The following is a 12,911-nucleotide window of genomic DNA, read 5'->3' as shown; positions in this document are numbered from 1 at the left end:
GCTCAGTCGACCTGCCAGGTGATCGTGACGCTGCCGTCGGTGCCAGCCTCCTGCTCGATCTCGGCGCGGAGTGTGTCGAACGCCTTATCGAGGTCGGTGACAGTGGTTCGGCGTCGGTGAATGGCCTGCGACGGCGAGTCAATCGGAGGGAGGGGAGGACGGATCACAGGAGGGTCCACGGTGATGACGAGTTTCCGAGCTTTCGCGGCAGCGTCTTTCAAGCGTGGTTCCAGTGACGCGACGGACTCGTCGACCGCCGCGGCCTCCCGCAGCTGCGCGAGCGATTCGGTGAACGCGGAGTCGTGCTTGGCCTGTGCAGCAGCGATCATGTCCCAGTCGAGGCCGTCGAGTTCACGGGCGAGCCGCTCGGCCGAGCCGTGAGCGCTGCCGAAGGAGCTGAGTTCTGTCGGCAGGTCGAACGTCGCGAGCGTCTCGATCAACGCCTTGTCTCCGATCGTGGCGGACAGCGACTCGGTCAACTCCGCCGTTCGCCGCGCTGTGGCCAAGCGACCCGTTGCGGCGGCGGCATCGATGCCGAGCACCTCCGCGTGCAGCTCGAGCGCCGCGCTGAGCGTCGAGGCCCGGCTGCTGACGACAGCGGCCCGAAGAGCAGTAGCGAATCGGCCGACCGCGCGCGGAGTCAGATTCACCTCCGGGACTGTCCCGAAGATCGACCCGGCTCTCTGCTGCACGAGATCCCAGTCCTCCTGGCTCGGCAGATTCGCCTTCCGAGGACTCGCTCCGTCAGGCAGGGAGCCGATCGCCGGAACGCCGCCGCCGAACTCCCAATTGCCGAGCAGCGCCCAGGTGATGAGGACCGCGTCCTCCATACCTCGCGTCATTCCCCACGACGCGAGCTTCCCGCGGAGAGCGCCGACGGTTATCGCAGGAGCGAGCTCGCCCTCCCAGCGTGCGAAGCGCGGGCCCCAGACGAAGTTCGTGGCGTCGATGACCAGCACGTTCTCGTTCTGCGCACCGAGCCCCAAGGGAGCGATGATGTCCCGCGCGAGGCGCTGCTCGGCGGCGACGAGCCCCTGGCGGCGCCCGCCCAGCTCGACCGTGGAGGTGATGAGGCCGAGCGACTCCGCAAGTCGCCGATCGGTGACCTCCTCAGCCCCGAGATCCGGGTGATCCGGGAACTCGTCCCGCCAGACGGTCTCGAGAGCGTGTCGCAGACCAGCGAGAAGGGTGCCGGTCGGAGGCGGAGTGATCGGCACACCGGGCGCGAGCGCCGAGAAGATCTCGTTGCCGGCGAGATCGCTGCCGACGTTCGTCTCGTCCGGAGCGTTCACCCCGTACGCCTGCCGTAGCGCGGTCGTGAGGACGTCGCGGAGGGTCCGCCGCTGCGACTCGAGTGTCTGACGAGCGGGTCCGCGGTCGGCCTGCGCGAGATGGTCGGCGTTCTGGTCGAAGCGGCTCCCCGTCAAGAGGTACTCGAGCAGGACGAGCTTGCCGAGATCGGCCTGGCGTGCGTCCGACAGGAAGTTGGGGATCCACGCGATGGTGTTCGACCCCCGCGTGCCCTCGCGGAGCTTCCGCAGCCGCGCTACGTCGTCGGCAGGAGAGTGCGTTCCGCTGTCGTAGGGGAAGTCGATGACCGCCCGCCACTCGGGGTCGCTGTGCAGGAGATCGCTGTCGAGCACGTCTGTGTCGTCTCGGACGTTGCCGAACTTCACGGTGACGACTCGCTTGTGACCCCGCCAGACGTGCGTCAGACGCTTCCCGACGAGCGTGTCGTCCGGCGGAAGCTGCAGCTCGGCCGCGATCAACTTGCGGACGATCTCGCGTCGGGTGTGCAGGTTGTCCTCGGTCCGCACCCGGTCGAGGATCGAGTCGTAGTCGACGCCGCTGAGAGTCGCAGTGATGATCGGGTCCGGGCCGTCGCCGACGCTGATCTCGCCGAACTCGCTCGACCAACCACGGACGAGGGAGAGCACCTGCTCGGCCTCCGTGCCGGGAATGAAGGCGTCGATCGTTCCCCAGTTCAACGCGGCGAGCTTTGCGGCGGTGAGGTTCGCGAGCGACGTGGCCTCCGGTGCGAGAGAAGCGATGAGCACGGTCTTCGCGAGACGGTCCTCGGTGACGAACGCATGTCCGCGAGGCAGTCCTGCGACGGCACTCTCCGTGAGCCCATGCTTGCGCAGCAGGTAGGGCTTCATCTTCGACTCGTAGAAGCGCCGCGAGATCGCGAAGTGCTGCTTCATCTCCTCGGAAAGGGGCTGCGATCCACCGAGTACCACCGGCGCGTACAGATCGCCGACCGGGATCACATCGCGCACCAGCAACACGTCGCGCCCGTCGCTGAGCAGCTCGGCCATGAGTTTGAGCGCGGTTCGCTCTCGCTGCATGAGACTCGACAGAGCGACCATCGTGTCGACGAGCGCCGGACTGAACGGGTAGACGTCGGCGAAGGCGCGCTCGTCGGAGTTCGCGTCGTCGCTGAGCAGGTAGCCCCAGGATGCGTAGTCGCGCTTCACCTCGGTCAGGGCGCGGCCGAGAGTGGTCGCGGCATCGGGCGAGATCGGCTGGAGGAGGCGCTGCTTGACGATCCTGGGTAGATCGGCGGCCTGCAGCTTGATCTTCGAGAACCGGTCCTCCCAGTACTGGAAGAGCTGCCCTTGCGCTGCCCGCTCGGCACCCGCGATGTGCGATCCCAGGAAGTCGCGGAGGTCGCGCTGCCGAGCGAGGAAGGACGCAATGGGGACAGGGAGATTCGCGGCGGCGTTCTCGGCGAGCTGCACGACCTTCTCGATCTCGCCCTGCACCCACGCCTGATCGGCGAGGTGCTGGCCGAGCCAGAGCACGATCTCATCGATCAGGAAGACGAGGCCCTGATAGCCGAGCGACTTCGCGTGTGCGGAGAGGGCCCGCAGCCCGTCCTTCATGGGCAACCATTCGCCCGACCGCGCGTACCCCGCGAAATAGGCGGAGACCAGGTCTCCGACGAGGCGGTCTCGATCGGCAGAGCCCGGTGCTTGCTCGGCGGCTGCGTCGAAGCTCCGCGCATCCCACGATGCGCCGAAGTCGCCCCAGGCGGCATCGCCACCGCCGAGCCCAGCGAAGAAGGCGTCGTCACCCAAGCGGGTCCGAAGCCCTCGAGCGTCGGCGAGGAGGGAGTCGCTCGCGTGCAGCACAGGTGCCGGCGCGTCGGGATGCTTGGTCGCCACCGTATCGAGGTAGCCGCCGAAGATCGCATCCTCGAAGGAGCGTGCTCCGAGCAGGTTGAAGTCGAGGACGAGCAGCTTGCGCTCGAGGGTCTCCTGGCGGGTGGCGATGACGGGTGCGAGCCCGGAAATCTGCCTGGCCGCGATGCTGCCCGACAGGAGGAGGTGGAGCACCGCCATGTAGTGGGATTTTCCGGAGCCGAAGGACCCGTCGAGGAACGAGCCGCGCGACGATTGACTGCGCAGGGCGCTCGTGACGAGATCGAGTCCGGCCGCGAGCGCGCCGGCGATCGCCTCGGTGACCACGTAGTCCTTGATGGTCTGCTCATGCCGGGCGACACCCTCATCGAGCTTGATGACGAAGTCGGCCGCCTCGACCCGCTCTGGGAGCCGGATCAGGTCTCGCAGGGGAGAGTTCAGGGAGTAGTCGGTCACGAAGCGCTCCTTCTTCCGCGCGTCGGCGCGGGCGGTCGCCAGGCGGCGATGTCGTCTCTGCCGAGACCCAGGCGGTCGAGCAGCGTGGTGATGAGTCCGGAGATCGCGACGGCAGGGCTGACGCCGCTACGGGCGTCGAGTTCATCGTGCCATTGCTTCAGCCAGGGCTCGAGCTCGATCAAGGCGCCGACGAGAGGAATGACCTGCTCGTCCGGTGCGCCCGCGCGGGACAGCTCGTTCGTCAGACGGGCGATCGCCTGCCCGCGCTCCGCGTGGTCCCAGCCGGCCCAGCCGAAGAGAGCCGACGAATCGTCTGGAAGCGTGCTGCCGGGGAACGAGAGGAACCGCTCCTTGGGCACGTCGAGCTTCCCGCGGGCCGACCAGTAGCTGGTCTTGAGGAAATCGACTGGTTTGTACTTCGGTGGAACCGGCACCTTGACGAGCTCGCCGCGATCCTCCGCACGCTGGAGCTCCCAGACGCGCTCCCACTCATGGAACTTCTCGAGACCGGTCGTTTTGTAGCGGAGTGCCGCAAGCGCGGGGACTGCCTCGAGAGCGAGTAGTTTGCCCACCTCAACGCTGAGGTCGAAGTCCTGGGATCCGGCGTGGATCACGAGCAACTCGCGAAACTGTTCGTCCCGACGAAGCTCATCTGCCACCTGAGCAGCGGAGCGCACGAGCGGGCGACCTGAAGCGTCCCGCCAGAGGTCCGCACGGCCGAGATGGCCGAGGAGCGCTTCCTGTGCGGCCTCTGCAAGCAGCTCCTCCCAACTCGAACCTGCCCAACGGCGCTTGTACTCAGGCTGCTCTAGCAATTTGAGGAACGGATTCGTCTCGATCGCACTCAGCCGCCGCTCCACCAAGTCGCGATACCAGGCGGGCAGACTGGAGCGGAGGGTAGAGAACGGCTCGCGCTCATGCCTCGTGAACCACGATGTCTGGACGGCGCCAGCGGCCAGTTCGCGAGCAAGCCGAACCTCAAAAGGTCTCTCGTTCGGACCGATTTCCACGAAATTCGGCAACTCGGTTGCCAGCTCCCTATCGGCCAAGCCGTAGGCGACATAAGTTCGCCAATCGAGCTCTTCCTGCAACGCCACAAGAGTACGGCCGAGTCTTAGCCATTCGGCGCGTGCTTCAGGCAGAAAGGAAGGCCCGGAAGTGGCAACCATGTGCCGCGGCGAAACTTCGGCGCGTGCTCGCGCCACCTCGTCGAGAGCCCGGGACAGATCACGTATCCGGACGGCGGGAAGCGGAAAATCCTCTAATTTCGTACTAGTGAATTCGTATCGATTACTCCAGCTTTCCGGATCGCCGCTCTTCGGATAACTGACCTGCTTAAGCCAGAAGCAGGCGGTGGAGGAGTTGAGGACGCCGAGCAGGTCATAGTGGTCGTCCTCCGTCGCCCCCTCCGGCAACTTGATTACCGGCGCCGACTGCTTGAAAACTTTGCCTCCACGATCGAGCACAAAGTGGTTATGCGTCGCCACAAACGCAAATGATATTGACAGGGGTTCCGCAAATCTTTTCGGAAAGAACATGCTGTGGTCGAACCATCGCAGACCGCGTTCTTCAGGGGTTTGACCGAAGTCAACTCGGTTCTTCAGACTTGCGCGGAATCGCCAGACGTCCCGCTCGAAATGCTTCGTGGGCTCGATGGGCTGGCCGTTCTCGTCGTAAGGAAATAGCGTATCCAGCTCTGGACGAATCGTAAAATCGCGAACTCCGTCGCCAAGCACTACTGGTACAGCGTTCTCCAGATGGCGGCGCGCGGAGTAACCGATGGGCCTATAGAAGGCCTCGTCGAGACCTGTGTGAGTGGTTCTCCCAACTACGGCAATTTCTGTCCCCAATCGCCCGGTTGTTGCTTCAATTGCTGCGGTAAGGTTACTGGCTCCTCCGCCGGAAAGCGACCAAGGGAAGCTGGCGAAATTTTCGCGAGGCACGTCGACGACGGTGACAAATTGCCCATCAAATGAGGTCTCGTCTATTCCTCCGACAATCTCCTGCCAGACGAGTCCGAGGGCAGGATCCGCGGGTTGTCCAGGCTCACCCCGAATGCTCAGTACGGAGTGCACGAGATCGGATTTCGGCTTTTCGGGTCGACCAATCAAGATGACAGTCGGCGTACCGTGCCCAGGGATATACGCGCCGGAGGTATCAATAACTTGAGTCAAGTCGACGTAGTCGGGGGATATGCCTGTAAAACGGCCGGACAAGAACCGCTCAATAAGTTTCTTGCCAAACTCTCGCTTCATAAACGAATTCGATGTAATCTGTCCGACATACCCGGCGCCGCCGCCAACGGGGGTTTTTGCAAGACGGAAGAGCAGTTCCATGAACGGTACGGAGAGCGCGTACGTTCCAGAACAAGTGGAGTATAGGCCTCTGTAGCGTTGGTTCAGCGTCGCGTCCTTGACTGTGATGTAAGGAGGATTGGCGACAACGACGTGGTACTGGCCGGGCGAAAGGATGCCGGAGTAAGCGCGAAGATCTTCCGTGTCGTACTCGAAGTACTCGCCATCTCCAAGGTCGAGCGTGGATGACTGGTTCACGCTACCTAGCAGCGAGTCCCCAATCGCGAGGTGGTAGTGGAAGGCCGGCGCCGCGGTCAGCGTTGGTATGCCGGCCGCCTTGATAGCCGCCACGGTTAGGCGGAAGCGAGCGATGGCCGCCGCGAAGGGGTTCAGGTCCACGCCGTGCACGGAATCGAGAGCGCGCTGCACGCGCTCGCCCTTGTCGAGACCGGGTGCGACCGCGGCCCACTCGGTAGTGAGCCGCTCGAAGGCGCCGAGCAGGAAGTGCCCGGATCCACAAGCAGGATCGATGAGCTTCAGCCCGGTCAGCCCGAACTCGGCGATCGCGGGAGTCAGCGTCTGATCGAGGATGAATTCCTCGACGAAGTCCGGCGTCTGCAGCAGCGCGTAGGTCTTCTTCGCGTAGTCCGACAGATCCTGGTACAGGTCGCCGAGGAAGCGAGTGCCCAGGTCGGCGTCGCCGAAGTCGTGCACCAGCTCGCCACTCGGAGTGGTTCGGCGGAAGAAGGCGAGCAACCTGTCGGACGCGTCCGCCGAGATCGGTGCATGCCAGACAGCCGAGTGCTGCGGGTCGACGAGAGTCCGTCCGGCGGGCAGATCGGCGAGAGCGCGGAAGGCGTCCTGCATCCAGTCGCGGCTGGTCATGGTCGGGGAGGCTGCGTAGAACGCAGCTTCGTTCTCCACAGCCCTGTCGAGACCCTCGCCAGGCGCGGCGAACCACGGCAGAGCAATCAGACGGTGGTTCCGCTGGGCGCCGGCGAGCAGACCGTTGTCTTCGGCGAAGCGGATGAACACACTTGCGAGAATCCAGGAGACGGCGGCTTGGGCCACTTCCCCATCGCGCCAGGCGATCCAGGAAAGGCCTGTGCGCTCGCGCCGCGTCGCAAGGCCGTGCTCCTCGCGGAGGCGCGCTCCCCACGAGTTCTCGACGTCGTCGGCGCGTGTGCGGAGGTCCGCCTCGAGCAGCTTGAGCTGGAGCTTCAGATCGGCGAGGAGGAGGGCTGAGTCGATCACGGGGTGCCGATCTTTCGGTGCGTCGTTGAGGCGGGTAGTTCGGAGCCGGTGGAATCGAGTGCCCCGAGTGACAACTCGAGCCATCCGTCCGCGCCGAAGGGGAAGGGCGACCCGTCGAGGTCAGGGGTGCCGCTGGAGAGCGGCCTCGGCAGGAGGAACCAGCGCGCTGCGGCACGCGCCGTGCCGAGGTCGGTCACCTCTGCGAGCAGATCGACGAGGTCGAGGCGAGCGAGCACGGCCGCGTTCAGGAAGATCATCGGCTCGGGCTCGGCCAGAAGGTTCTGCCAGGCAGGAGTGATGGCCAGACGAGCGAGAGTGAAAAGGTGGCGTCGATCTTGTGAACCCGGTGGCTGGCCATCAGCACGAATCACGACAGGCCACTTGACCTGTTTCGCTGTCGCCGTCGCTTTCAGAGCGTCGAGGGCGAGATCGGCCAGGTCGACGACCCGCAGGCCGTGCTCGCGTGCCAGGCGAGTCGCCGTGAGAGCGAGCCCCCGTTGACGCGAGGTGACGAGAACAAGGGCGCCCTTGTCTCGCAGGGAGCCGGTCAGCCGACTCGTGATCACCGGATCATCGGCAGGCCGCCCCCACACCGTCGAGGTGCCCGTGCGACTCGATGACTGCAGGTCGGAATCGCGCAGCCTGTACCTTCCCTCGTCATCACGCCACTCGAGATACGGCATCGCCGTCATAACGGCCGTGTCGAGAGCGGGCCGGCTCGGAATGGTATGGATCGCAGGGAATCGCGCACGGACGCGCTGCTCGATCGTGACGACTGCGAGGTCCTGTGTCGCAGCACCGCGAAGCGCCAACTCGACAGCCCGCGCAGGGTCGAGATCAGCTCGAAACGCCTCCCCAACCGACGAGAGCCGCCCCGTTGCCGACAGCCCGACAGCGAGTTGGGCGACCCGAGAGCTCGAGAGTCGAAGAGCTGGTCCGTCCTCGGCGAGCAGAGTTTCACGAAGGCGCGTCGCCGGGACGACGTCGTCGTCGACGAGGAGTCGGTCGACCAGCTGTGCGTGCCGGAGCAGTACCTCGAGGTGAAGCTCCGCGTCGTCGAACGAGAAGCCGCTGCCATCGTCCGGAGCGAACGCGACGGCGGTGCCTGATCGTTGCCGAAGGGTCTGGAAGACGAAGCGCGGCGCACTCGAGCGCGTGTCGAGCTCGAGGATCGTGCGGACGACTTCGTTCGCAGGCTGTCTCCGCTTTCCCTCATCGAGCGTCGACCCGTACTCGCGGAGCAACTTCGTCGAGACCTCGTCGAGGGTCGCTATTCCTCCGAGCTCTTGCACCCAGCGAGCGGTGTCTGCAGTAGGGGCCTTCAGCGTGCTGTTCTTGCGCAGTCGCCTGTACTGGTCTTCCACGGATTCGCCTGATTTCTGCGAGACCGTACCGAAGAGGGATTCGACGGAGCGGCGTCCTGCTACAGCGGGTGGCTCCGCCACCACGACCGTCGTCGTCAGTCGCTGACGCCACTCGCGAATCCGTGACTGAATCTCGCGCCGCACCTGTTCACCGAGGCCACGGACTCCATTGATCGTCATCGGCGGGATTCCCAGCAGCTGGCCGACGGTCTTCGCTTTGACCCTGCTGAGTGCCGAGAGAGCTCGGGCGCTCAGCCCGGCATCCGATAGCGGAGTATCGAGCGTCGCGGAGGCTGCCTTCGTGTCATTCGCCTCCGTGTCCTGCTCGTCGCTTCGTGCGCCGGCGAGTGCGGTACTCCAGGCCTTCCGCATCTCGTCGAGCGACGGGTGCCGGTCCGACACCTTCGGTGCCAGCGCCGCCTGGAAGAACGCGCTGAGGCCCTTGGCGACGCTCGGATCGAAAGACGAGGCCTCGACGACAGGTGCTTCCATCGCAGTGGTCGGCGCGTCGCCCGAGGGCCACCAGACCTGGTAACTCGTCGACAGTTCGAACAGTGTCGTTGCGATGGCGAAGCGTTCGGCAGCGCTGTCGTACTGCGACCGTCCGCCCGATCCGAGGTAAGGGTCGAGATAGGGGCGCGAGCCTGCCTTGACGTTCTCGAGGGGCTCCTCCGCCAGGGAGAAGTCGAACAGCATGAGCCGTGGCTTCCGATTCCCTGGATCGGGCTTCACCGCGAGATTCGACGGCTTGATGTCCCGGTGGAAGACGCCGCGCTCTCCCATGTGCTGAGCCGCTTCGAAGAGATCGTCCGCCCATCGTTCCAGTTGCTCGATCGTCGCCTTCCCCTCGAGGCGGATACGGTCGGCAAGCGTCTCGCGCCCCGCGTCCGTCATCAGGAGCCCCTGGCGAGTGCCGACTGCGAGCGGCCCGTCGAGTCGTTTCACGACGCGGGGGCTGTCCAGTCGGTCGAGGACCTCTGCTTCGATGGCGAGCCGCGTGGCGGCGGCATCGTCCTTCGCAAGCTTCAGGATGACGTGATCGTGGTCGCTGTCGTAATCGGTCACCTGGAGCGCCACACCGGTTGAGCCGGAGCCGCGACGCTGCTCGATCTCGAACCGCTCCCCGACGATGTCACCGATCGCGGCATCGAGCGGGTCGCCTGGAGCGGGCACCGGTTGTTCTTCGGATCGCATCGCTCGTCTCGCTTGTTCGAACGAGGTCTGGAACTCCCCGACATCGAGAAGGCGGAGTTCTTCACGGAAGGCGGTCGCTTCGAGGATGACCGCTGCGTGGGCGTCCGAGACCTCCGGCGTCACGGCTCGCGGGTCGAGGCCCACTGCGCTAGACGCGATGAGTGCTTCGAGTGCAGGCAGGTTCGCGGCGGGCGGCTGCTGAGTGAGAAGGAGGAAGGCGAGCGCGCCGAGCCCGTAGACGTCCAACGTCTGTGCCGAATCCGGCGCCGAACCGCGCAGCGTTTCGGGAGCGAGATACAGCATTGCGTCTTGTTCCACGAGCCCGAAGATGTCGGTGATCCCGCGGGACAGCAGCGTGGCGGTCGTCGTTCCGGCTTCCGGTCGCCGCGCGAGATCCCAGTCGCGGATGCGGAGGGTCGTCTCGTCTGCGCTCGATGTGACTCGAACGCTGACCGGCGACAGGGCGCGGTGGGTGAGCCGCTGCCCGTGGGCGAATCGCACCAGCTCGGCGAGCTGCTGCACGAGACGCTCGCGATCCGCGAAGTCGAGGTCGTTGGCATGCTCAGCGAGGTACTCCCCGAGGCTCGCCTCACCCGGATCGTGGGCGAAGACGAGGGCCGGACCCTCCTCGGAGTCGAGCAGCTCCGTCGGTCCGATGATGCCCGGATGGATGACGCCGTAGGTCAGTCGAAACTCTCGCTGAGCACGATGACCGATCTCTGCGCGAGCGTCCTTGCTCGAGCCTTTGGGGTACGGGAAGAGACGAATGCGATGCTTCGTCTTGGCTCGAGGGTGGGTGACCAGGAAGTCCTGCCAGCCGGGACCCTCGCCGAGTGGTTCGCTCGAGTCGAGAGCGAACTGACCGATCATCCGCTGCTTGGCGCGTGGCATCAGGCCGGCGGCGTTCATGAGCGCATCGATGGTCTTCGCTGCGGGGCGATCGATGAGGGAGTGCGTCGGTGGCGCCGCGATCAACTCCGAGAACAATCGGAGGGGCTCTCCGGCGCTCTTCACCTTGTATCCGTCGAGCGCGAACACCGCCTCTGACCCGTATCGATCGAGGTTCACCCGTGAGTCTTGACCGTGCAGGACGACGGCTTCGACGACGAAGGGCACCGTGTTGGCTGGAGCACCGTTGGCACGCGCGAGATCCTTCAGAACGCTGGCGAGTCGCTTCGCCTTGAGATTGGCCAGCTTGCGCGGATTCGGCTCTCGCCGGCCCGCGTGCGTCCAGCTGTGCTGGTCGCCTGAAACGTCTCCGTGCCAGCCTTTCAGCTCGACGAGGAGCAGACCCGCCCGGGTGAGGATCAGAACGTCGACCTCGTTGAGCTTGCCGTCGCTGTCGGTGAAGCTGACGTTCGCCCACGCTCGTGCGATGCCGTCGTCCGGGAGGAGCTGGCACACGCGCGCGAGCGCTGCGGCTTCTACAGCCTGCGCGGGGTCGCCCATCACCCGCCACAATGGTGAGTCCGCTCGCATCGTCACCAGCCTTCAAGAATCACAAGATCTTCAATCTATAGCTCAGGTACGACCTTGCCGTAGCCAGGCAGAGACGAGCGGGTACAGAGACCCGCGATCGACATCTCGCCGCTGTGTCTGCGAGTCGCTGCAACCGCTCGTGAACAGCCGGCAGCGCGACGGTCGCGCCGTCACGAGGGTCGACGCAGCCGTCGACGTCGATCACCCTGATCGGTGCGTTCACCAGCGTCTTCAGGAGCGGGCGGAGACACCCGCTCAGCGCTTCACCGCGAGGTCTCTCGGAGCCAAGAGGGTCACCACTCGCTCAGTGGCGAGAAGCGGAGTAAATGTCAGGTTGACATGGATCCCCCTGCCGATGCGGCGTCGGGGAACAGGCTCGGTTTGACTGCAGGCGCATTTGTCTGGAGGTGGGACGTCTCGTCGGTGGGTGTGGCAGAGCCTCTATGGTTGGTGTCCTCGCGGGTTCGGGGGTTTCGCAACTAGTCGCACTTCCGTGCGGCCTGCGAATCACGCAGAGGATCCTTCCCGCACGCACGGGGAGACGCCCTGCGCGTCCATGGTGAGGGATCGATGTGTTGTCGGTCTGCCCAGAGCTTGGATGCCTGTTGCTTCGACTTCGCCACCGCCACCTCCACGCCTCCCAGCTAGCGGGCAAGAAGGGCGCAAGGGAGGTGCCGTCGCGATCGAGCTGACGGGTCTCCGTCGTTGCTGGGGTCCGGCGCGGCGTGGTTTGCAGGCTCTAGAGCTCAGTATGGTCTTGCCAGTGCAGGCAGGTTCTGTTCGAGTTGGTGACGTAATGAACTGATAGAGGCGCACGTCGGCCACGAAGGTGTTCGTCTACTTAGTGTTGATGCGCCGGTCTTCCGAGCGAGCATGGGGGCAATGGTGGTGGATACGAATCAGCTGATCGAGCGAACGCGCTTCTCGAGCGACGCCGCAAGGGCGACTCCTCGTGACGCTGACCTCGGGGGCCAGTTCGAGTGGTTCTGGGGGGTACCCGATGTGCTGCGCGCAGTGAGCTTCGACAGTTCGTATGGACGGATCCCAGCCGCACCGTTGCGAGGGGACCCGCACCCTCAGTCGCTGGGCTACTGGTCAGCGCTGCAGCAACTGTTGCTGTACCGCCTCGGCTGGACCCGCCCGGATCGCGGGCTGATGTGGTGGTACGACGCGGGCAAGCCGACGGAGGACCCCACGCTCCGGTTGGTCGCGGAGGTGTGGGATGCGGACGGCAACCTCGACGTGATCCTCGCGTGGCTGCTTCGGCGCCGTGCCGTGTTCCCGGTCGGTCGTCCTGGAGAGCCTTGCGCTCCGTCGTCCGAGTCGGGGAAACCTCTGCCTGACCGCTGGCACCGGTGGCTGCAGGAGTACCTGGCGTCGCCAAACGCGCGGAGCTACGAGTGGATTAACTTTCTGGAGGGGGACTCGCTGCACCTCTCGGGTCACCTTGGGCAACAAGGCGAGGTGGATTCGAACGCCTACCTGCTTCCGAGAGGGCCGAGCGGAAGGCAAGCGGTATTCGTCACCTCTGCGGCGGATTCCTGGTACTTAGACCTGAAGAACCGCGGGGATGTCTTGCCGGTGGTCGACGGCCTCTCTTGGAAGGTCGACGTATTCGTCAAGCCGATCGGATTCGTCGGAACTTACCGTCGGTCGTTCAAGACCGGGCTGTGGTTCTCAGGTCGGCACCGCTACCACGTCGTTGGAAACTAGCTTTCGAGAAGCGG

General features: G+C 65.0%; 4 protein-coding genes. 1 reads left to right on the top strand and 3 read right to left on the bottom strand.

Annotated elements, in window-relative coordinates:
• Nucleotides 1-2: 2 nt before the first annotated feature.
• The 3 genes from C5C99_RS00390 to C5C99_RS00380 are packed head-to-tail and all read right to left on the bottom strand — an operon-like array spanning nt 3 to nt 11,154.
• Entirely contained in the window at nt 3-3,599 is a 3,597-nt protein-coding gene (locus C5C99_RS00390) for a hypothetical protein (protein ID WP_104339419.1), read from the bottom strand.
• Entirely contained in the window at nt 3,596-7,147 is a 3,552-nt protein-coding gene (pglX, locus tag C5C99_RS00385) for a BREX-2 system adenine-specific DNA-methyltransferase PglX (protein ID WP_219813589.1), read from the bottom strand. Before pglX ends, C5C99_RS00390 begins: the two co-directional genes overlap by 4 nt.
• Nucleotides 7,144-11,154 (bottom strand): NERD domain-containing protein, encoded by a 4,011-nt coding sequence (locus tag C5C99_RS00380; protein WP_258063582.1) that lies wholly within the window; start codon nt 11,152-11,154, stop codon nt 7,144-7,146. Before C5C99_RS00380 ends, pglX begins: the two co-directional genes overlap by 4 nt.
• Before the next feature lie 912 nt (nt 11,155-12,066).
• Between C5C99_RS00380 and C5C99_RS00375 the strand changes: the two genes are divergently transcribed.
• Nucleotides 12,067-12,897, top strand: coding sequence for a hypothetical protein (locus tag C5C99_RS00375; RefSeq protein WP_146085447.1), 831 nt, complete (start codon nt 12,067-12,069; stop codon nt 12,895-12,897).
• Nucleotides 12,898-12,911 lie beyond the last annotated feature (14 nt).

It is taken from the genome of Rathayibacter sp. AY1C4, from assembly GCF_002932195.1.
GTDB lineage: Bacteria > Actinomycetota > Actinomycetes > Actinomycetales > Microbacteriaceae > Rathayibacter.
The sequence above is the reverse complement of the archived record's forward strand: the minus strand, read 5'-3'. Positions and strand labels throughout refer to the sequence as shown.

Excerpts from the sequence above, each read along its gene's own strand:
- C5C99_RS00375 (WP_146085447.1), top strand. The coding sequence starts at position 12,067 with ATGGTGGTGGATACGAATCAGCTGATCGAGCGAACGCGCTTCTCGAGC.
- C5C99_RS00380 (WP_258063582.1), bottom strand. The coding sequence starts at position 11,154 with ATGGGCGACCCCGCGCAGGCTGTAGAAGCCGCAGCGCTCGCGCGCGTG.